The 21,536-nt window shown below is 66.0% G+C and carries 18 protein-coding genes; 6 read left to right on the top strand and 12 right to left on the bottom strand.

The window, feature by feature from the left end; all coding sequences use genetic code 11:
• Positions 1 to 1,022: hypothetical protein (locus V6F88_RS21345; RefSeq protein WP_332612023.1), on the bottom strand; the 1,022-nt coding region annotated here is incomplete at its 3' end.
• A gap of 167 nt (positions 1,023 to 1,189) precedes the next feature.
• On the opposite strand from V6F88_RS21345, the gene V6F88_RS21340 reads away from it, so the two are divergent.
• Positions 1,190 to 2,098 carry a LysR substrate-binding domain-containing protein gene (locus tag V6F88_RS21340; protein ID WP_332612021.1) on the top strand — a complete coding sequence of 303 codons (909 nt, stop codon included), beginning with the start codon at positions 1,190 to 1,192 and terminating at the stop codon, positions 2,096 to 2,098.
• 61 nt (positions 2,099 to 2,159) lie between these two features.
• Here the strand turns inward: V6F88_RS21340 and V6F88_RS21335 are convergent, their stop codons facing one another.
• From V6F88_RS21335 to V6F88_RS21325, 3 genes are all read right to left on the bottom strand, one after another.
• The gene (locus V6F88_RS21335) at positions 2,160 to 3,155 is read right to left on the bottom strand and encodes a Bug family tripartite tricarboxylate transporter substrate binding protein (protein ID WP_332612020.1); all 996 of its coding nucleotides are present in this window, start codon (positions 3,153 to 3,155) and stop codon (positions 2,160 to 2,162) included.
• A gap of 85 nt (positions 3,156 to 3,240) precedes the next feature.
• Positions 3,241 to 4,767 (bottom strand): AMP-binding protein, encoded by a 1,527-nt coding sequence (locus V6F88_RS21330; protein WP_332612019.1) that lies wholly within the window; start codon positions 4,765 to 4,767, stop codon positions 3,241 to 3,243.
• On the bottom strand, positions 4,764 to 5,651 hold the full coding sequence (locus V6F88_RS21325) for an SDR family oxidoreductase (RefSeq protein ID WP_332612064.1): 888 nt from the start codon (positions 5,649 to 5,651) through the stop codon (positions 4,764 to 4,766). Before V6F88_RS21325 ends, V6F88_RS21330 begins: the two co-directional genes overlap by 4 nt.
• 136 nt (positions 5,652 to 5,787) lie before the next feature.
• Here V6F88_RS21325 and V6F88_RS21320 point away from each other — a divergent pair, with 136 nt between their 5' ends.
• A complete protein-coding gene (locus V6F88_RS21320; protein ID WP_332612017.1) occupies positions 5,788 to 6,720 on the top strand; it encodes a LysR family transcriptional regulator in 933 nt (310 codons plus the stop codon).
• 282 nt (positions 6,721 to 7,002) lie between these two features.
• A complete protein-coding gene (gene acnA / locus V6F88_RS21315) occupies positions 7,003 to 9,708 on the top strand; it encodes an aconitate hydratase AcnA (protein ID WP_332612016.1) in 2,706 nt (901 codons plus the stop codon).
• Positions 9,709 to 9,884: 176 nt separating this feature from the next.
• Here the strand turns inward: acnA and V6F88_RS21310 are convergent, their stop codons facing one another.
• Positions 9,885 to 10,667 carry a DODA-type extradiol aromatic ring-opening family dioxygenase gene (locus V6F88_RS21310; RefSeq protein ID WP_332612015.1) on the bottom strand — a complete coding sequence of 261 codons (783 nt, stop codon included), beginning with the start codon at positions 10,665 to 10,667 and terminating at the stop codon, positions 9,885 to 9,887.
• A gap of 229 nt (positions 10,668 to 10,896) precedes the next feature.
• On the opposite strand from V6F88_RS21310, the gene V6F88_RS21305 reads away from it, so the two are divergent.
• The 3 genes from V6F88_RS21305 to efp all read left to right on the top strand — a co-directional run bounded on the left by V6F88_RS21305 (position 10,897) and on the right by efp (position 13,918).
• Positions 10,897 to 12,099 (top strand): DUF2863 family protein, encoded by a 1,203-nt coding sequence (locus V6F88_RS21305; protein ID WP_332612014.1) that lies wholly within the window; start codon positions 10,897 to 10,899, stop codon positions 12,097 to 12,099.
• 15 nt (positions 12,100 to 12,114) lie between these two features.
• Positions 12,115 to 13,227, top strand: coding sequence for an elongation factor P maturation arginine rhamnosyltransferase EarP (earP, locus tag V6F88_RS21300; protein ID WP_332612013.1), 1,113 nt, complete (start codon positions 12,115 to 12,117; stop codon positions 13,225 to 13,227).
• Between the two features lie 133 nt (positions 13,228 to 13,360).
• On the top strand, positions 13,361 to 13,918 hold the full coding sequence (efp, locus tag V6F88_RS21295; protein WP_046804079.1) for an elongation factor P: 558 nt from the start codon (positions 13,361 to 13,363) through the stop codon (positions 13,916 to 13,918).
• Between the two features lie 77 nt (positions 13,919 to 13,995).
• On the opposite strand, the gene V6F88_RS21290 is transcribed toward efp, so the two are convergent.
• The 7 genes from V6F88_RS21290 to V6F88_RS21260 all read right to left on the bottom strand — a co-directional run bounded on the left by V6F88_RS21290 (position 13,996) and on the right by V6F88_RS21260 (position 21,533).
• Entirely contained in the window at positions 13,996 to 14,454 is a 459-nt protein-coding gene (locus V6F88_RS21290) for a DUF1178 family protein (RefSeq protein WP_332612011.1), read from the bottom strand.
• A gap of 135 nt (positions 14,455 to 14,589) precedes the next feature.
• Entirely contained in the window at positions 14,590 to 15,300 is a 711-nt protein-coding gene (locus V6F88_RS21285; protein WP_332612009.1) for a DUF2968 domain-containing protein, read from the bottom strand.
• A 117-nt stretch (positions 15,301 to 15,417) separates the two neighbouring features.
• A complete protein-coding gene (locus V6F88_RS21280) occupies positions 15,418 to 16,800 on the bottom strand; it encodes a sigma-54 dependent transcriptional regulator (RefSeq protein ID WP_332612007.1) in 1,383 nt (460 codons plus the stop codon).
• 49 nt (positions 16,801 to 16,849) lie between these two features.
• Complete coding sequence (locus V6F88_RS21275; protein ID WP_332612006.1) at positions 16,850 to 18,952, bottom strand: TadG family pilus assembly protein; 2,103 nt, start codon at positions 18,950 to 18,952, stop codon at positions 16,850 to 16,852.
• Positions 18,953 to 19,002: 50 nt separating this feature from the next.
• Entirely contained in the window at positions 19,003 to 19,413 is a 411-nt protein-coding gene (locus V6F88_RS21270) for a DUF3613 domain-containing protein (RefSeq protein WP_332612063.1), read from the bottom strand.
• A gap of 180 nt (positions 19,414 to 19,593) precedes the next feature.
• Complete coding sequence (locus V6F88_RS21265; protein WP_332612005.1) at positions 19,594 to 20,538, bottom strand: tetratricopeptide repeat protein; 945 nt, start codon at positions 20,536 to 20,538, stop codon at positions 19,594 to 19,596.
• Positions 20,538 to 21,533: a type II secretion system F family protein gene (locus V6F88_RS21260; RefSeq protein WP_332612004.1), complete on the bottom strand. Its 996-nt coding sequence runs from the start codon at positions 21,531 to 21,533 to the stop codon at positions 20,538 to 20,540. Before V6F88_RS21260 ends, V6F88_RS21265 begins: the two co-directional genes overlap by 1 nt.
• Between the last annotated feature and the right edge of the window lie 3 nt (positions 21,534 to 21,536).

Raw genomic sequence — 21,536 nt, 5'->3', positions numbered from 1 at the left:
GCGGGGGTGGGGGGGGGGGGGGGGGGGGGGGTGGGGGCTGCGGTGGGGGCTGCGGTGGGGGCTGCGGGGGGGGCTGCGGTGGGGGCTGAGGTTGGGGCTGAGGTGGGGACTGCGGTCGGGGCTGCGGTCGTGGGTGTGGCAATGGCAGTGGCTGCGGGCACACCCCGCGCGGACACCCGTCCGACTGCCGGGCCGCCCACCAGCACGAAGTGCGCCGGCGCCCTGCCCGCCATCAACACCAACACGCCTTCTTCATTGCCCGCCGACGCAGACGCAGACGCGGACGCGGACGCGGTCAGCGCGCAGCCCGTGCCCAAGACAGCGAAGTCAGGATCGCCGCCCATCTGCTTGGGCAACGCCGGCGCGCCGGAGCGGCGGTGGCGCGCGCGCACGCCCAGCTCGCCGGACACGACATAAAGCCAGGCGTTCCAGCCGGGCGGCAACGGCACCAGCTGCGTCGCGCCCGGGCGCAGCCACCCATCCAGGACCAGCATCGACGCCGCCGTGACCAGCGGCGATTGCCAGCCACCGTGGTGGCCGGCGACCACGCGGATACGGCCTGCGTCGGTCTGGATCACCGGCATTTCCCAGCCCCGGATCAGCGTGGGCGCGGGATTGCCGGCATCGCTCGCATCGCAAGCCCCCACGACAATACGCAGGCCATTCAACCGCCATCCATCGGACCGAGCGCCGTTGGCGGGCTGGCGCACCCGAGTGGCGCCGGCATCCGCCCGCGCCCAGTGCAGGTCGCCCGCCTGCACGTCCTGCTCATCGCCGGCGGCGCCGGTGCCGAGCAGGCTGCCCCGCGTGTCCTCCAGCAGCAAGGTGGCGACGTGGCAGCCGGGGCGCGGCTCCGGCGGCCACGGGCCCGGCGCGGCCGAGGCCGTCATGTCGAAATGGTCGACCCTGATGACCGGAGAGCAGCCACGAGAAAAGTCGGTGTGGCGAAAGGCGCGCGTGGTGCAGGAATCGCCGGCCGATTCGGGCTGGCTCGCCGCGACGTTACTAAGATGAATAGTCAAAAAGGCGCTGCCTGGAGTGGGTCGCGCCAATGTGGAAAGGGGGTGGCGCCGACTGACGCAGAGCTTATGCGTTCCACCAGGCGGACAGTAGAGGCCAATTTCAGGAATATTTGTCACGCCGCACAGGACAATTCGCGCCCGCCTCCCCTTTTACGCCCCCCCGCTCTATGTACCCGCACATTCATCACCTGGACGATTTGCTGCTCTTTAGCGAAGTCGTCGCCAAAGGCGGATTTTCGGCAGCGGCGCGTGTGTTGAATATGCAACGTTCCAAGCTGAGCCGGCGCGTGGCCGAACTGGAAGCTCGGCTGGGCGTGCGCCTGCTTCAGCGCAACACCCGCCGCGTGTCGTTGACGCCGATGGGCGAGCAGATTTACGTCCACGCCCAAGCGGTGGCGCGCGAGGCCCGTACCGCGTTCGACCTGGCGGCCTCTATGGGCGACACGCCCAGCGGCTTGTTGCGCATCACCGCGCCGTCGCCGCTGGCCGTGACACTGCTGGGCGAAATGGTCGCCCGCTTTTGCATCGCGCATCCCGGCGTGCGGGTGTTGCTGGACACTCGCGACGAAATCATCGACCTGGTGGGCGAAGGCTACGACCTGGCGTTTCGCGCGATGGGCGCCCCGCTGACGGATTCCCGGCTGATCGGTCGCGAGCTGGCACTGGTGCCGCTGACACTGGTAGGCGCCCCGGCATTGGCGCAGGCACGGCCGCGCCATCCCCGCGACCTGGCCGCGTTACCGCTGCTGGCGCATGCCACGCAGGACAGCCGCCATACCTGGCGCTTCACCGGCCCGGCGGGCGAAACGGAATCACTGGAGTTCCAGCCGCGATGCCTGAGCAGCAACATGGCCACGCTGCGATCCATGGTGCGCGCCGGCCTGGGTGTGGGGCTGCTACCGCATTATCTGTGCGCCAACATGCTGGCCAGAGGCGAACTGATCGCCATCTTGCCCGGCTGGCAAGCCGCTCCGTCGCGCATCTACGCAATCATGCCGGCCCGCCGCGGCGAGCCCCTGGCATTGCGCCGGTTCTTGGAAATCGCGGCGGCTGAATTGCCGGCGTTGCTGGCGTGAGCGGGCCCGCGCGGATAGCGTGACCCCCGCCCCCGCCAAAAGGGTTGGGCCGCCCGCCGTATCAATCCAGCTTGATGTTGTTGGCCCGGATGACTTCGCCCCAACGCCGACGGTCGTCGCTTACATAAGCATCCGTCTCGGCTTGATCGCGCGGCGCCTGGATCACCAGGCCCAACGTCTGGAATCGTTCGCGAAAATCCGCTTGGCGCAGCACGTTCGCAATGGCCTGCTGCAACACAGCGGCCTCTTGCGGCGGCGTGCCCGCCGGCACCGCCACGCCGAACCAGGTCGCGGCGCGAAAATCCGGGAAGCCGCTTTCAGCAACCGTGGGCACGTCCGGCAGCACGGGCAGGCGCTCGGCCGTCGTCACCGCCAATGCCTTGATCTTGCCGTCTTTCACCAGCGGCAACGACGTGCTGATCACGTCCACCATCAGCTGCGTGTCGTTGGCCATCAACGAGCTCAAGGCGGGCGCGCTGCCGTTGTAGGGAATATGCGCCACGTCCATGCCCGTGCGCGACTTCAGCAGTTCGGTGGCCAATTGCAGCGGGTTGCCGATGCCGACAGACGCGTAGTTCAGCTTGCCGGGATGCGCCTTGGCATAGCCCACGAACTGCGCCAGGGTGGCGGCCGGCACCTGCTTGTTGGCAACCACCACCAGCGGCAGTTCGGCCACTATCGACAACACGCGAAAATCGCGCTCGGCATCGTAGGAAATTTTGCGGTAAAGCGCCGGGTTCAACACCATGCTGGCATTGCTGGCCAACAACAAGGTGTAGCCGTCCGCCTGCGCGCGGGCCACCTGGGTAGCGGCAATCATGGTGTTGGCGCCTGGCTTGTTTTCAACGACAACCGGTTGCGCCAATTCGCGTGACAGGCGTTCGGCCAGCGTGCGCGACAACTGGTCTGCCGCGCCACCCGGCGTGTACGGCACCACCAGCTTTAACGGCCTGTCCGGAAACGCCGCCGCCCACACGGGTGCGGACGTCGACACGGCGCCGGCGCACAGCAGCACTGCCGCCGACGCGCGGCCTGCCCAACGGTTGATCTTCAACATGCTTGTCTCCCGAGTCTTTGGCGACTCTTATCTTGGTATGGGCCCCGCGCGCGTAAGCACACGGGGCAAGTCGATCTGCCCGCGCCTAGACCCGGCGTGCGTGGCCTTCCCAGAACTCGGCGCGCAGGCGGCGCTTGGCGATCTTGCCGTTGTCGTCGCGCGGCAACGCGGGGCGCAACAGCAGCTGGCGCGGCACTTTGTAGCGGGCGATGCGGGTGTCCAACCAACGCATCACATCCTGCACGTCCACATCGGCATCGGGCGCGGGTTGAATCAGGCCCAGCAGGCGTTCGCCAAATTCCGCGTCGGGCACGCCGAAAACGGCGCAATCGGCCACGCCGGGATACTGCGTCAGGTGGTGTTCAATTTCAGCGGGGTAGATATTCACGCCGCCCGATATCACCATGTCCGACTCGCGGTCGCACACGAACAGGTAGCCGTCCGCGTCCACATAGCCAAGGTCACCCAGACCGATCAGCCCGTCGCGTTCAATCGCCTGTCTCGCCTCGGGGTGGTTGCGGTACGTGAAGTCGGCATAGGCGGGCTGGCGGACATGGATATGGCCGATTTGGCCCGGCGCGCACGGGCTGCCATCGTCGGCATAGATGCGTACCTGCGCGGCGCCAATGGGGCGCCCCGCGCTGCCCGGCCGCGCCAACGCTTCGTGCGAATCGATCACGGTCACCATGCCGGCTTCGCTGGACGCGTAGGTTTCATGGACGACGGGGCCAAGCCAGTCAATCATGGCGCGCTTCAGATCCGGCGCGCACGGCGCCCCGGTCGAGGCCACGAAGCGCAACGACGACAGGTCAAAAGAGGCCCGCGTTTGCGCGTCCAGCTTTAGCAGGCGCACGTACATGATCGGCACGAGATACACGGTGTCGATGCGGTGCTGCTGGATCTGGCGCAGCACGTCGACGGGATCGAACCGGGGCATCAGCACCAGCGTGTCGCACACCCGCAAGGCCACCTGCGCGAACACGCTGGGCGCGCTGTGGTAGATGGGCGCGGGCAACAATGCGCGGCAGCCCGGCCGCAAGCCATACGCCTGCTCCACCACGGATTCGACGGCGGCCAGATGGTCGGCCAGGCGGTCCATCGGAAATGGCCGGCGCACCACGCCCTTGGGCCGGCCCGTCGTGCCGGACGTGTAGGCCATGTGCCCACGCGGCGCCACCAAGGGGCCGTCGTAACGCGGCTGTGCATCACGCCAGGCGTCGTAGTCGGCAGGGTCGCCGCTGTTATCCGCGACGGGTCCGTGCGCCGCCGCTGTGGGCCCGGTCACACGCAACACGGGCAGGCCGGCGGGAAGCGCGCCCTGCGCCTGCCGCCACAGGTCGTCGTCCGCGATCAGCAGCCTGGCGCCGCTGTCGGTCACCAGAAAGGCAACCTCGTCGGCGGTGTAGTGCCAATTGATGGGGCAGTAATAACAACCCAGGCGCTTGCAAGCCTGGATGATTTCCAGATACGCCATGCCGTTGCGCAGCAGCACCGCGATGACGTCGCCTTCGCGCACGCCCATCGCGGCCAGGCCGGCGGCCACCTGCTCGCCTCGGCCGACCAGCACATCACGCGTCAGGCTGACATTGCCGGCGATGATGTGGCCGCTCATGCCGGCTTCCCGGCGCGTTGCGCCTTGTCTTGGGCGGTGCGGGCCTCGATGGCGGCGCGGGCGGCGGCCCAGTCCTCGTCGGACCAATCGAAGTACTGCTTGAAATACGCGCCGTTGGCCAGGTAGTCGCCCCCGTCCAGCGCAATGGTCTGTCCGTTGACCCAGTCGTTGTCAGGCGCCAGCAGATAAGCCGCGAGCTCGCCGATGTCGTGTCCCGTGCCCAGCCGCCGCATGGGGTTCTGCTGAGTCAGCACGTCCTGGCCGTCGCCGTTGGGACGCAGCCGCGCGGTCGCGCCCTCGGTCGGAATCACGCCCGGCGCAATCGCATTCAAGCGGATGCCGTGGCGGCCCCACTCGACGGCCAGGGATTTGGTCATGGCGTCGATGCCGGCCTTGGACATGGCCGACGGCACGACAAACGGCGACCCCGTCCATACCCACGTCACCACAATCGACAGCACCGCGCCCGGCATGCCGGAAGCGATCCAGCGCTTGCCCACCGCTTGTGTCATGTAGAAGGTGCCATGAAAAACCGTGTCGGCGATGGCGTTGAACCCCCGCGCCGACAGCTTTTCGGTAGGGCTGATGAAGTTGCCGGCGGCGTTATTGACCAGGCCGTCCAGGCCGCCGTGCGTGTCCCATATGCCCTGCACCATGGCATCAACCGCGTCGGCATCGCGAATATCGACAGCGTGCGCGTAGACCTGCGCGCCGTGCCGGACTCGCAGCCCGGCGGCGGCTTCTTGGACCACGGACAGGCGGCGGCCGCACACGTGCACCGTGGCGCCCAGCGCCGCCAACCGTTCGGCCATGGCAAGCCCCAAGCCCGTGCCACCCCCTGTAATAAGAACGCGCTGCCCCTGGAACAGATCGCCGCGAAACATGCTTTGGGCCATGGTTTGTCTCCTTGTCGTGACTGCAATGCGCAATGGCGACCAGATTATCAACGCGTCGATACCGCGACAATCCTTCGGTCTGAGTAAACTCTGTTTCCTGACAGGCAACAATGACCCCTTCCCCATGGCCGCCCTGCCCGCGCTAGACCTGAACCTGATCCAGCTGTTCGTGACCATCGTGGAAGCCGGCACGCTAAGCGAGGCCGCCCTGCGCCAGGGCGTGACGCGGTCCCATGTCAGCCGCAACCTGCAAAAGCTGGAACGCACGTTTGGCGCGCAACTGATCCGGCGCACCACGCGCCGGCTTGAACTGACGCAGCAAGGCACAATGCTTTACGAGCATGGGGCGCGCATGGCCCGCGAGGTGGAATCGGCGCGGTACGCGCTTCAGAAACTGGGCGCCGAACCCACCGGCCATGTCCGCCTGTCTCTGCCCACGGGGCTTGGCGAACTGGACGCGCTGCGCCCGTTGCTGGTGCGTTTTGCGCTGGAGCATCCCAGTCTTAGCCTGCGGGTGCTGTTCTCGAATCGCGTCAGCGACCTGATCTCGTCCGAGATAGATGTGGCGCTGCGTGTAATTTCGCAGCCGCCGCAAGACTATGTCGCGCGCGAATTGGGCGACGTGAAATGGCACCTGTGCGCCGCGCCCGGGTATTTGCAGCGCGTGGGCGCGCCGTCCCGCCCGCGCGACCTGGGCCGGCTGGACTTCCTGTGCCCGCCCGGGGCCAAGCCGCGGACCACGCTGCGCTTGACCGGCCGCCGCGGCCAGACGCACGAAATCAAGCTGGCGCCACGGCTGCAATCCGAGTATTTCCCTTTTTTGGCCCAGGCCGCGCGCGACGGCGCGGGCGTTGCCCTGCTGCCCGCCTATATCGTCCAACCCGACCTGGAAGCAAACCGGCTGCGCGAGGTGCTGCCGGCCTACCGGGCACAGGGGCCGGGCGACAAGCTGTTCATCCTGACGTCGCCCACGCCCTACCCGTCCACCGCGCAGCGCGCGTTGGTGGACTTTTTGAAGCGTGAACTGGAGCCTTTGCTGCGCGGCTTTCTGGCTTGATGGCGGGGCCCGTCGGGCGCGGGGGCGGCGTCCGTAGGAAAGCCCTGCTACAAGCTTGGGGTCTTGCGGGCTTGGGCCATGTCCGCCAAAGTAGGGGTTTTGCAAAGCCATATGTCTTGTGCGGACGGGTCGGAACTTTGACGCGCCGCCCAAGTCTTATATAAGATATAAGACATACGATCGGGCGCGGGCTTGTGTCCCCTACAATGACAAACGCGCAAAAACGCCAGAAAATGCCGCCTGCGCTTGGGTAAAAAGCCGGGCAAAACCACGGAGTCCATCATGCCGCACAACACTCTAGACACCCTCAAGAATTTCAAGATCGGCAATAAATCCTGTCAGTACTATTCGCTGCCGGCGCTGGGCAAGTCGCTTGGCATCGATGTGCAGCGGCTCCCGGTATCGATCCGCATCGTTCTGGAGTCCGTGCTGCGCAACTGCGACGGCAAGAAGGTCACCGAAGAACACGTCAAGCAGCTTGCCAACTGGCAGGCCAACGCCCGCCGCGAAGATGAAATCCCGTTCGTGGTTGCCCGCGTGGTGTTGCAGGACTTCACCGGCGTGCCGCTGCTGGCCGATATCGCGGCCATGCGTTCCGTGGCCGACAAGATGGGCAAGAGCCCCAAGAGCATCGAACCGTTGGTGCCGGTCGACCTGGTTGTCGACCACTCGGTCATGATCGACTACTTCGGCACCAAGAATGCGCTGGACCTGAACATGAAGCTGGAGTTCAAGCGCAACCAAGAGCGCTACCAGTTCATGAAGTGGGGCATGCAGGCGTTCGACACGTTCGGCGTCGTGCCCCCGGGCTTTGGCATCGTCCACCAGGTCAACCTGGAATACCTGGCGCGCGGCGTGCACCAGGACAAGAAAAACAACGTCTATTACCCCGATTCGCTGGTGGGCACGGATAGCCACACCACGATGATCAACGGCATCGGCGTGGTGGGCTGGGGCGTGGGTGGTATCGAAGCCGAAGCCGGCATGTTGGGCCAGCCCGTGTACTTCCTGACGCCCGACGTGGTCGGCGTTGAACTCAAGGGCCAGCTGCGCGGCGGCGTCACCGCCACCGACCTGGTGCTGACCATCACCGAAATGCTGCGCCGTGAAAAAGTGGTGGGCAAGTTCGTTGAATTCTGCGGCGAAGGCACCGCCAGCCTGACCGTGGCCGAACGCGCCACCATCGGCAACATGGCGCCGGAATACGGCGCAACCATGGGCTTCTTCCCGGTCGACGAACGCACCATCGATTATTTCCGTGGCACGGGCCGCACCGAAGACGAAATCGCTGCCTTCGAAGCCTACTTCAAGGCCCAGAAGATGTTCGGCATCCCCGCCGCCCAGGACATCAACTTCACCAAGCTGCTGACCCTGGACCTGTCCACCGTCGCGCCGTCCCTGGCCGGCCCCAAGCGCCCGCAAGACCGCATCGAAATCGGCAACGTCAAGAACACCTTCATTGACCTGTTCTCCAAGCCGGTTGCCGAAAACGGCTTCAACCAACCCGCCGAAAAGCTGAACCAGACATTCACCACCAGCGCCGGCACCAAGATCAAGAACGGCGACATCCTGATTGCCGCCATCACGTCGTGCACCAACACGTCGAACCCCAACGTGCTGCTGGCCGCCGGCCTGTTGGCCAAGAAGGCGGTGGAAGCCGGCCTGAAGGTGCCCAAGCACATCAAGACGTCGCTGGCCCCCGGATCGCGCGTGGTCACCGATTACCTGACCAAGACGGGCCTGTTGCCCTATCTGGAAAAGCTGGGCTTTGACGTGGCCGCCTACGGCTGCACCACCTGCATCGGCAACGCGGGCGACCTGACGCCGGACCTGAACGAAGCCATCACCGGCAACGACCTGGTCTGCTCGGCGGTGCTGTCCGGCAACCGCAACTTCGAAGCCCGCATCCACCCGAACATCAAGGCCAACTTCCTGGCCTCGCCCCCGCTGGTTGTGGCGTACGCGCTGGCCGGCACGGTCACGCGCGACCTGATGACCGAGCCGGTGGGCCGTGGCAAGAACGGCGACGTCTGGCTGGGCGATATCTGGCCCACGTCCGAGGAAGTCGAAGCGCTGATGAAGCATGCGCTGGACCCGAAGGTGTTCGAGGCCAACTACGGCCAGGTCAAGAGCAACCCGGGCAAGCTGTGGGAGAACATCAAGGGCATCGCCGGCGATACCTACAACTGGCCTGACTCCACGTACATCGCGGAACCGCCCTTCTTTGAAGGCTTCGACATGACGCCGGCCGCGATGCCCACCGTCAAGGGCGCGCGTGCTCTGGGCGTGTTCGGTGATTCCGTAACCACCGACCACATCTCGCCCGCCGGCTCTATCAAGGAATCGTCGCCGGCAGGCAAGTGGCTGAAGGAAAACGGCGTGATGAAGGCCGATTTCAACAGCTACGGCTCGCGTCGCGGCAACCACGAAATCATGATGCGCGGCACCTTTGCCAACGTGCGCATCAAGAACCTGATCATTCCGTCGTTGCCCGACGGCAGCCGCTTCGAAGGCGGCGAGACCCTGTTCCAGCCCACGGGCGAACAGATGTCCATCTACGACGCGGCCATGAAGTACGTGGCCCAGGGCACCCCCACCGTTGTGTTCGGCGGCGAGGAATACGGCACCGGCTCGTCACGCGACTGGGCGGCCAAGGGCACGCAACTGCTGGGTGTGAAGGCCGTGATCACGCGCAGCTTCGAACGTATCCACCGCAGCAACCTGGTGGGCATGGGCGTGCTGCCGCTGCAATTCAAGGGCGCGGACAGCGTGCAGTCGCTGGGCATCACCGGCGAAGAAACGTACGACATTTCGGGCCTGGAAAATGGCATCAAGCCGATGCAGGACGTGACGCTGACGATCACCCGCAAGGATGGTTCGAAGCAGGACGTGACGGTGCTGCTGCGCATCGACACGCCAATCGAAGTGGACTACTACCTGCACGGCGGCATCCTGCCCTTCGTGCTGCGCCAGCTGCTGGCTGCCTGACGCGCGACGCGCCCGCAGTCGGGGCGCGATGCAAAAAGCCCCGGAACCTTGGCGGTTCCGGGGCTTTTTCATGGTCTTGGGCCGTGGCTATGGATCTGGGCCGTGTATCCGGGCTGTGTACCAGGGCTGTGTACCAGGGCTACGCACCCGCGCCTTCTATCCCCCGCCCCGCCGCCTCAATCGTCGAACTGATACGCGTCCATCGCCAACGCCCCATACGAAATTTCGTCGTTCAGGCGGGTGGCGCGGGCGTCGTCGCCGCCCGCCCCCAGCGCTACGTACAACGGCATCAAATGATCGTCGTGCGGATGCGCCTGCAATGCACCGGGCGCCCGCGCCTGCCAGTCCAGCAGCGCCGGCACGTTGTGCTCGGCCAGGTTACGCGCATACCACGCCTGGAACGCGGGGACGTACGCCACGGGCGCCGCGCTTTGCGGCATGCGGACATCGCGCAGATTGTGCGTCAGCGAGCCCGACCCGATGATCAGGATGCCCTCGTCACGCAGCGGCGCCAGCGCGCGGCCCAACGCCAGTTGGCCGGCGGCGTCGCGCCCCATGTCCAGCGACAGCTGCACCACCGGCACATCGACATCGGGATACAGGTAGCGCAGCGGCACCCACGCGCCGTGGTCCAGCGGACGGCGCGGGTCGCGCTCCGCGGAGATACCCGACTCGGCCAGCACCGCCTGAACACGATCGGCCAATTCGGGCGAGCCCGGGGCCGCGTATTGCAGCGCATACAGTTCAGGCGGAAAGCCGCCAAAGTCGTGCCACGCCACTTGCCGATCACGCGTGGACAGCGCCAGCCCTTCGCCCATCCAGTGGGGCGATACGACGAGGATGCCGCGCGGCTTGCGGCCTTGCGCGTGGCTCCATGCCGTCAGCACGGGGCCGGTGCGGCCGGGTTCAACGGCCAGCATCGGCGAGCCGTGGGAAACAAAAAGCGTAGGCCAACGCATGGCGCAGCCTCCTGTATAGAAATTCGATAAGGGATTGTCGAACTTTCGCGATCAGCAATAAACCCCCGTCGTGGGGATGCTCTGTTGCCAATGTGGCATCAATGGCGGGCGATGCATCGCGCAGCGTGCCGCGCGGGCCTCTGAAGTCGGAAACCAATGCGACAACGCCGCGATGGGCGGCGAGCGGTAAACTACGTCGTTACACACTTACTGGACGTCCCTCGAAGTTATGGCCCGAACCCGCAGCCAATCCGCTCCCCGCATGACCCGCGACGCCACCCGTTTGGTGGCGCTGGCCCAATCGCTTAACCGCTCGGGCAGCCGCGTTGAAGACGTGTTTTGGGAGAACCAGCTTGGCGAAGCGATTCCCAAGCTGCTCAAGGCCGGGCAGGACGCCCCGCTGGAAGCGGCCCTGGACCACCTGGCGCAAAGCGATATCGGCGCCTACGAAGTCTTGATCGAGCAAGCCGAAACGCTGTCCGAATCGATGAAGATCGAGAAAAACGGCGTGGTGTACGACGTATTGCTGATCGTTGCACCGATCGTGGCCTGGACGCGCTACGCCATCCCCACCGGCCCCGTTTCCGCCAGCGCCCAGCAGGCGCTGCTGGCCCAGTTGCATGGCCACGTGCTGTCCAGCCAGGCGCGCACCGCGCTGATGCCGGTGCTGGTCAGCGTGGACCAGATGCCGCGCACGTTCGGCGAAACCTGGCAGTGGCTGCAACGCCTGGGCTCGCAAGCCCTGGGCGCTGAAACCACCAAGCCCACGCTCAACACCGAGATCGAAACCGCCAACATGCTGGCCGACACGCGCTACATCATCGGCGCGGTGGCGGTGCCCGAAAACGCACCGATCTTCCGTTGGCAGGAAAGCCTGGGCGACGCCGACGCCACGCGCGACGCGTGCCAGCAACAGTGGGCCGCCCAGGCGCAACCCACGCTGGCCGCCCTGATGCCGGGCTGCGGCTTCGAAGCCCTGCTGCCCGACGCCTACTACGTCAGCAACCGCGAGGCCGACCGCCGCGTGCGTCCCTTGTCGCTACGCGCGGCCGTCAGTTGGCTGGAAGGCGCGGTCAACCTGGAAGCCTCGCAATTGCGCGCGGTCGTGGCCGGCTGTGGCGAAAACCGCATCGACGAATACCGCATCAGCTTCACGGCGCGCAGCAGCAACGACGTCTACTACGGCTGCGTGTGGCCTTTGTATGGCCGAGAGGAAGAGCTGCCGTCCGACGAAGGCCAACCCGACGTGGTCGATGAAATCGCCGCCTTGCTCAAGGAATACGGCGTGACGGAACTGCGCCGCATCCCCGGCGTGCTGCCGGCGGAATACTGCGAAGACTGCGGCGCGCCCTACTTCCCCAACCCCTTGGGCGAACTGGTGCACGCCGAACTGCCCGAGGACGCCGAAGCCGCGCCGGCCAAGTTCCACTAGTTTCACCAGGCCGCCATGCAAGCAGACATCTTTTGCCGGGTCGTCGATAACTATGGCGACATCGGCGTCTGCTGGCGGCTGGCCCGCCGGCTGGCCGCCGGCCGTGGCTGGGAGGTACGCCTGTGGGTGGACGACCTGGCCAGCTTTGCCCGCATTCAACCGGGCATCTTCCCCGACGCCCCGCGCCAGGAGCTGGCCGGCGTGGACATCGTCCACTGGTCCGACACGCCCGACCTGGCCCTGACCGCCCGCGACGTGGTCATCGAAGCCTTTGCCTGCGACCCGCCCGAGGCGTTTCTGCACAGCATGCAACGCGTGCATCCCGCGTGGATCAACCTGGAATATCTAAGCGCCGAAGCCTGGGTGGAAAGCTGCCACGGCCTGCCCTCGCAGCGGCCTGACGGGCTGGTCAAACACTTTTTCTTTCCCGGGTTCACCGCAGCCACGGGCGGCCTGTTGCGCGAACCGGGCTTAAGCGCCGAACGTGACGCGCTGCAAGCGTCTATCGACCAGCAAAACGGGTTTTTGCGGTCGCTGGGGGTGGACGACGCCGTGCTGGCGCGCCGCCGCGATGGCGCCCGTACGGTATCGCTGTTCTGTTATCCCACGGCGCCCACCGGCGATTTGGTCCGCGCCCTGGCGGCGGATTCCTGGCCCAGCGTGCTGCTGGCTCCCGAAGGCGTGGCGCCGGGCCTGGAAGCCGCCTGCCGGGTGCCCGGCGCCCCGCTACTCGCCCGGCTGCCCTTCGTGGCCCAACCCGACTTTGACCGCGTGCTGTGGCTGTCGGACCTGAATTTCGTGCGCGGCGAAGACTCGTTCGTCCGCGCCGCCTGGGCCGCGCGTCCCTTGGTGTGGCAAATCTATCCCCAGGACCAGAACGTGCACCTGGAAAAGCTGCAAGCCTGGCTAGCCCGCTATCCGGCCCCCGATTGTGCGCAGGGCCTGATCCGCGCCTGGAACCAGCCAGAGACCGGGCAAACTCAGGCCGCAATGACGGCGGCGCTGGTGCCGGACGCCTGGGCGGCATGGCAGGACGCCGCCCGCACCTGGGACGCAAGCCAGGCCGCGCTGCCGGATCTGGCCGAAAATCTGGCCGACTTTTGCGCAGACTTGGCCAAGAAACGTTAGAATAGAGAGTTTTCTGAGTCGCCCTGGATTTGTCGGGCCTCAACTATGACGCCTCCCGGGGTGTGCACGGAGCCGCAAGCCATGCGGCTTTTTGCAAGCACGGCGAGTGCACCTACCCCCCGGAGTTTTATCGATGAAAACCGCTCAGGAATTGCGAGTCGGCAACGTGGTCATGGTCGGCAAGGATCCCCTCGTGGTCCAAAAAGCCGAATACAACAAGTCTGGCCGTAACGCTGCTGTTGTGAAGCTGAAGTTCAAGAACCTGCTGACCGCCTCGGCCAGCGAATCGGTCTACAAGGCCGACGAAAAGTTCGAAGTTGTGCAACTGGATCGCAAGGAGTGCACGTACTCCTACTTCGGCGACCCGATGTACGTCTTCATGGACGAAGAGTACAACCAGTACGAAATCGAAGCGGAAAGCATGGGCGACGCCCTGAACTACCTGGAAGAAGCGATGCCCGTGGAAGTGGTCTTCTACGACGGCCGCGCCATCTCGGTTGAACTGCCCACCACGATCGTTCGCGAAATCACCTACACCGAACCCGCCGTGCGTGGCGATACCTCCGGCAAGGTCACCAAGCCGGCCAAGATCAACACCGGTTACGAACTGAACGTGCCGCTGTTCTGCGCCATCGGCGACAAGATCGAAATCGACACCCGCACGAACGAATACCGCAGCCGCGTTCAGTAATCTGAATCGGCAGCAGGTACGAAAAAGCCAGGCCCGCAATTCGCGGGCCTGGCTTTTTTTGTTGACACCCACCGGGGTTATTGCAGGCGCTCGTCGTCCAGAAAATCCGGCACGGCCATGATTTCGATGCCGTCTTCGACCAGCGCGGCGCGCTCTTCGGGCGTGGCCGTGCCGCGTATCGGGCGCTCGTCCGCGTCGCCCTCGTGGATGCGGCGCGCCTCTTCGGCAAAGCGCGGGCCAACGTTTTCAGTGTTGCGCAGCAAGGCGCGCACCTGTTTCATCACGATGGCCTGCACCGCGGCCATTTTTTCGGCGTCCGAGGCGCCGGCGGGTATCGCGGGCGGACTGGCCGGCGCGTGCAGATGCGACACGTTCAGGCGCGGCGCCGACAAACGCTTGGTGATGCTGGCGGACCCGCAAACAGGGCACGTAACCAGGCCACGCGCCTGTTGCGCGTCATAATCTTCGTGCGAACCGAACCAGCCTTCGAATACGTGGCTGTGTTCGCACTGGAGGTCAAAAACTTTGAGAGCCATGATTGCCATATGGGGGCCTGCGGCAAGAATACAAGTATCCGGCCGGCCGCCCCACTATCCCCTGAAACGCGCGGGGGCATTATCCCCAGGCCAAGAAAAACGGGCCCGTGGGCCCGTCTTGGCAAGAGACCTTGCTTACTTGCCCCGCTTGGCGCCGGGGCCCGCGTCAATCTGGGCTTGCTGGGCCTGAAGCGCATCGATCTGGCGCTGCAAATCACGCAGTTGCTGGCGCACGTCCTTTTGCTGGTCGGCCAGCGCCGTGGCTTCCTGGCGCGACTGTTCCTGGCGCGCCGCCACTTGCTGTTCCTGCTGCATGCGCAGCGTGCGGTCGGCTTGCAGCGTGCTGAGTTGCTCATTACGGCTGGCCAGCAGCTTTTCGGCATGCGCGTATTCGGCTTGCAGCTTGATGCGCTTGATGTCCACTTCAGCCAGGTCCGCCGATTGCGCGGCGAACGCGCGGTAGGTGGATTCAGCCTGTTTTTCAGACAACGTCTTCAGGACGCGCCAAAAGTCCTTCTGCTGGAACAGGGCCACGTAATAGGTCAGGTCGTCGGGCTTGAACAGCAGGCTGGCGCCGTACGTGCCGTTGTAGGCCGTGCGCAGCTCGGACACCTGGCGCGCCTGGATCAGGCCTTGCAGTTCGGCCACCGTGGACGCAGGCCGGGCGGGCGCAGCGGGCGGGGCCACGGGCGGGGTTACCGGGGCGTCCGCCGCCTTGGTAGCTTCGACCTGCTTAACCGTGGGCCGTGGCGCTTCGGATTGAGCGCTGGCGCACGCCGCCAGGCCGGACAACGCCGTGCCTAACAGCGCCATGCGTGTGGCGGCACGGATAAATTGGACGTTCATGCCTTCCCCAAAAAAATCGTTGCGGAACTATAGCAATTTATTTCGCTCACGGTTAATCCGCTTACATAGGCCGCGGGCGATTTGTCGCCCCCCTAGGGGCCTTCCCCAATTGCAGGATCAGGAGGCCTCCACGACGCCTTCCGCCGTTTCGCCCTGCCCGCCTCCCAGATGCAGCTTGCGCATCTTTTCCCATAGCACTTTGCGGCTGATACCCAGCGTGTTCGCCGTGTCTTGCCGACGCCAGCCGTTGACGTCCAGCGCCGCCAGGATGCGGGCACGTTCGGCGCGCTCGGCGTCGGTGAATACCGGTGGCTCGCACAGCGTGCTGCCGGCGCGCAGGGGTTCGGCGATCTGGTCAAAGATGCGCGCAATGCGCGATTCATCCCAGGCGCCGAACTGCCGGCGCATGATGGCCACGCGTTCGGCCACATTGGACAGTTCGCGCACGTTGCCGGCGTAGCGCGTGCGCGCCACACGGTCCAACAGCCATTCCGGGGGCTCGCCCTCGCAGCCCAGCCGACCCAGCAGCGCGCGGAATATGGCGATTTTTTCTTCGCCGCCACGCTGTTCAAGATTCGGAATGCGCAGCTCGATCACGGCCAGCCGGTAATAGAGGTCGGCCCGGAATTCGTCTTGCCCCACCAGCACACGCAGGTCTTTGTTGGTTGCCGCGACCAGGCGGAAATCCACCGGAATTTCCACGCTGGAACCCAGCCGGGTCACCGCGCTTTGCTCCAGCACGCGCAGCAGTTTCACCTGTTGGTATAGCGGCAGGTCGCCGATTTCATCCAGGAACAGCGTGCCGCCGTTGGCTTGTTCGAAATAGCCTTTGTGGGCGCCCACGGCGCCCGTGAAGGCGCCCTTGGCATGTCCAAAGAAATGCGCCTCGAACAAGCCTTCCGGGATGGCGCCGCAGTTGACCGCCACGAAGGGGCCGTCGGACCAGGCCGCGCGGTCATGCAGCAGGCGCGCGATGCGTTCCTTGCCGACGCCGGTTTCGCCGTGAATCAAGGCATTGCTGCGGCAATCGGCAAACATCTCGGCTTCGGCCAGCAGCGCGCGCATGGGTTCGGACACCGCAATCAGGGGCTGCTCGCGCTTGGGCGCCGACCGGCTGAACTGCTCCAGCGTGCCCAGCAATTCATACAGCAGCTTGCGCAGGTCGGCCGTGGTGAATGACAGCGGCAAGGTGTAGGAATATTCGGGCGGGTAATAGCGGGGATCGCGTCCGCGCGCTTCGGCGGACACCCAGATCACCGGCATGGCCTGCGCCGACAACCAGTCATAGCCGCTGAATCGGTTGTCGCCCATGACCGACACCGACACCAGCGCGACGGCCGGGCGGCCCGGGTCGCGCGGCGGCGGGAAGGCGGTGCCCGCGTCCGCGCGCACCAGCGTCACGTCCATGCCCGCCAGGCAGCGCTCGGCGCGGCCGGCGATGTCGGACGTGCCTTCCCAGACGTAAAGATCGAACTCATCGCGGGCGAATTTCTGAGTCATGGCAGCAACCCTGCCGACAAGGATTTAGCGGCGATCAAAGGCATCTTCATCAGTACACCAGGCGGGGCTGCCCGCAATCGACGGACAGCAGCGAAACATCGGTCTGGCCCACGCTGACACCCAGCAAGTCCAGCAGTTGTTGCAGCGCGGCTGACAAGGGGGTCAGCACCGGCTGCAAGAGGTTCACCACGATGGACAGCACGCCGCCCACCTGCGAACTTCCACTAAGCGCCTGCGCGGCCACCGAATTGATCCGGCACGTGCGGATGGCGCTGGGGGTGAGCCCCAGCGCGCACACCACGTCATTAAGGGGCGCCACCAGCAACGAGGTCAGCAGGTTGCCAACCAGTTGCAGCGTGCCGCCCAGCACGCCCGTCAGCCCGCCCGTGGTCAGCCGGGTGCTTAGCTGGTTGAGCGCGGTGGAGGACCACTGCATGTCGTTGTAGACCTGCGTAATAGACTTGCCCGCGCTGCTGCCGCCCCCGCCGACCAGGCTGGTGGCCAGCGCCGTGCGGTCCGCGGCGGACAAGGGCGTTCCCGTGCTGTACAGGTCGCCCAGAATGCCGCCGATGACGGCGTCGGACAGGTTCGAGGCCAGCGCACCCAGGTTCACCGACGTGGCGGTGACCGTTTGCGTGGAGGGCGTGCCGGGCGGCTCGGTCAGCGTTACCGACACCGGCGCGGCGGAATTGAAGACGGGCAAGGTCACCTTGGCCGTCAACGGCAGGATGCCCAGCACGTTCAACACCTGATGGCGTTGGATGGCCGCAAACGCGCCGGGCTGGCAGCTGTTGGTCAGTGATACGAAATTGGCGGCGTTCTGGTCGGTGCTGGACGTCATGCCCGGAAAACGCCCCAGGCAGATATTCGCCAGCGACGAGGTCACCGCGATGGTGGCCTGATGCCGGGTCAGCGGTGCCTGGCACAGGTTGGTCAGCGTACCGGTGGACTGCGCCACATCGATGATGATGGGCAAGTCGACGCGAGTGCCCAGCGTGTTCGCCAGCAGCGGTCCCACCAGCGGAATGTTGCTGGTGCTGACGCGCAGGTAAACGCGGATGCCCGCGCTGGTGGCCTGCGTGCCGATACCGCCAACGGCCAGCGTGGGCGGCTCGACCACGCGCACCCGGGCGTCCACGCCCAACAGCGGCACGCTCAAGCCCAGGTTGATCAGGTTTTGGCCGTTGGCCACGACCAGCGCGGTTTCCAGCACGTTCAGCGCGTTGACGTTCGCCGACAGCGCGCCGGTCGCGTCCCCGCCCACCACCGACAGGTTCAACACGCCGCCATTGCCGAACAGTTTCACCGGCAGGTTCAGCGGCATCACCGCCAGCACCGTGTTGACGGCGTTGCTGACCAGGCCCACATTGGCGCCCGCCGTGCCGCTTTGGTTGACCACGGTAAGGGTGGCTTGCAGCAATTGGCCCAGCGTCAGGTTGTTGACGGCCGCCAATTCAGCCGGCGTGCCCACGCCCGTGGCCACGGACAGCGGCAGGCCCAGCGCCTTGAGCAAGCCCGCGGGCGTGATGTTGACGCTGGCCAGCCCGGCCGCATCCAACACATCCAGCTGCGCGGGCGTGGCGCCTACCGTCGACAACAGTTGCGACAGCAGGCCGCCGCGTTGCAGGCGCAACAGGCGCGAACCCACCATGAAGGCGGCAACGGGCTGGGTATTGGTCGCCACCGCATTCACCGAGACGGTGGTGCTCAAGCCCAAGGTGCCGAACAGGCTGGCCAGTTCCTTGCGGATAGTCAGGCGCACCGCGTTCAGCGGCTGTCCGCCGGCCGGGTCGAAAACATGCATGCCGGAGGCGTCGGCACGCGTGGAATCCCACAGCTTGCACTGCACCGTGATGTCGGCGGCCGTGAAGGTGTCGAAGATGTTCGGCACGTTCGCCAACGCCGATGCCTTGCCGGCCGAGGTGGCGCGCGTGCAGTCGGCCGCCGAACCCATGCCCAGCACCTGCACCGCCGTCAGGGCGGCCAGGTCCGCCGCCTTCTGGATCTCGCGCTTCATGTAGTAGCCATAGCCCAGCTGCGCCACGCCCAGCATCGCCACGCCGACCAGCACCGCGAACACCACGGCCACGGCCATGCTGCCGCGCTGGCGCGCCAGGGACACACGACAAAAGGGTTGGGCTGGGGCTGGCATGATCGGGCAATCCTGAAGTCGCCATCAGCTGGCAACGAAGTGGGCGCGGGTCAGTTGGTGTTCTTGGTTTCGACCCGCTTCTGGAAATAATCCGGGATGGGGTGCGAGAAACTTTCCAGATAGCGATTCCACGCGGCCGTGGATACCGGCCCCAACACGGGCAAGGCATTGCCGGCGCGGCGGCCATCGGCCTGCGCGGCCAGCAGGCCACGGGTGACGTCGCCAAACGCTTCCTCGGGCGCCGCCGTCTGCGCTGCGTGGGCGCTTGAGGCGCCTTGGGTAGTGGATGTCGCCTGGGCGGTCGGCGCCGTGCCCGGCTGCGGCATGGGGCTTTGCACCTGCTGCACCACGGGGCGAGCCGGCAGCTGCGCTTGCGGCAAGGGCTGCGCCGGCGCAGTGGCCGCTGCGCCACCCGACATGCCACCGGTCAAGGGCACGTTCGACTGCGCCACAGACGACATGGGCGCCAGCACGGCCAGCACTGCCGCCAGTGCGATGGTCAGTGCGCAAGGCAATCCAGCAGCCGAGGCAGCGGGCAATGCAGCAGGCAAGGCAAGCGCCGATGTGCATGCCCCTGCCGAGGGCACAGCGCGGGATGCGAAATAGCGGGTCGTGGACATGGATATCGTTCCTGATTCGGGTTAGCGCACGATGGGCCCATTGCCCAGGCCATCCATCAACGGGCTCATCACCGGCAGGACAATGCCGCCGCTGGACACGCGAGTCGTGGACGCATCGGCCGCCACGGGCACCGCGGCGGATGCGGACGTGGACGTGGACGTGGATGTGGAAGTGGACGTGGACGTGGGCATGGACGTGGCTGTGGGCATCGGCGGCCGCTGCACGCGGATGTCGGAGGCCATGCGCAGCACCTGTCCGCGCGCTTCCTCGCTGAGCCTGGCCTGGTCCATCAGGCGTTGCGCGCGCGCGGGCTCGCCTTCCACCAGCAACAGCACCGCCAGATTGGCAAGCACCTTGCCGTTGTCCGGCGCCAGTTCAGCGGCCTGCCCCAAGGGCACGCGCGCCCCCGCCGGGTCGCCGGCACGCAGCCGTGCATAACCCAGGTCGCCCAGAATGCGCGCGTCCATCGGCGACAGCTTGGCGGCGCGCGCAAAGTCGTCGGCGGCTTGATCGAACTGGCCGCGCGACCCGGCGATCAAGCCCAACCCGTGCCAGCCATCGGCCGCCTGATCGGTGGACAGCAACGCGCGATACGCTTGCTCGCTCATGGCCGTCTGCCCCGTCTGGCGCAAGGCCTCTGCGCGCAGCACCGCCACCCGCGCGTCGTTGCCGAACTTCTGCTGATACGCGTCGATATACGCCAGCGACGCGAAATAGCGCTCTTGGCGCTGCGCCTCGACGATCAGCGACACCATCATCTCGGGCTCTTTGGGACGCCGCTTGGCGTCCGCGTCTTCTTCCTTCTGCCGCGCCAGCGCCTGTTCCTGCTGTTGCTGCTGGATCAACTGCCACGCCGATTCCGCGTTATTGGTCTTGCATCCCGTCAAGCCGGCGCCGGCCGCCAAGGCCGCCGCCACCAGGGTCCACCGCAAGGCGCCCCCACCCTTCTTGATCACGTCCGCCATTACATGCCCCCCATGCGTGACATGCCACGCAATACCGCGATAAACCCCGCGCCGCCCGTCACGATCAACAGGGCGGGCAACAACGTCACGATCATCACTCCAGTCATCTTCACGGTGGTCTTGCCGACCTTCTCCTTCAATTCCAGCCGGCGCTTGTCGCGCAGGCGTTCGCCAAACCGATTCAGGGGTTCCTGCACGGCGCCGCCATGCTGGTCCACCTGCGCGATCAGCCGGCAGATGGCCGACAGATCATCGTTGTCGAAACCCGTAGCCAGCCGCGCCAGCGATTGCTCGCGCGTCCGCCCACGCACATACAGCTCTGAAGCCAGACGCAATTCAGACGACAGCACCGGCAGCACCTGCGCAAATTCCTTGATCAGCACCTGCATGCTCTGGTCGATGGACAAGCCCACCCCTTGCAGCAAGCGCAGCAAGTCGATCAGCAGCGGCAGTTCGTCGCCCGCCATGCGCTTGCGGCGCGCCAGCCGGCGGCTGACCACCCACTTGGGCAACATGTAGCCGATGGCAAAGCCGAAGAACGCGGCGATGAACACGCCCATCGAGGAATCGGTCAGGTGCTTGCGCAGGTCGAACACCACCGCGACGATGGGCAGCACGATGGCCAGCCCGAAGCGTGCCGCGACAAAACGCGAGCGCGCCGTGCCGGTATTGGCATAGCCCGCCATGTCGACCATCTTGCGGTCCTCGGCGGCCAGCAAGGTGTCGGCCAGCCGCCCTTCGCTCAGGCGCTTGCCGAACGCGTCGGCCATGCGCGCGGCCGACGAAAACCGGCCGCGTCCCGTGTCGGCAGGCGCGCCCGCCGCGGCCGCACCGCCCTGGCGCGTGGCCAGCGCCTGATCAATGACCTGCCGGCTACGGCCCTGCCCGCGCAGGCGCCGCGCCATGCTGACGCCCAGCACCAGCAACGCGGCGGCCACCAGCATCAGCGCCGCCGCCAGCACGGTAGAGACATCCCAGGATTGCAGCATCTGCATCGT

It is taken from the genome of Achromobacter sp. ESBL13, assembly GCF_036668755.1.
GTDB lineage: Bacteria > Pseudomonadota > Gammaproteobacteria > Burkholderiales > Burkholderiaceae_B > Achromobacter.
This window is presented reverse-complemented; position numbering and strand designations above follow the sequence as displayed.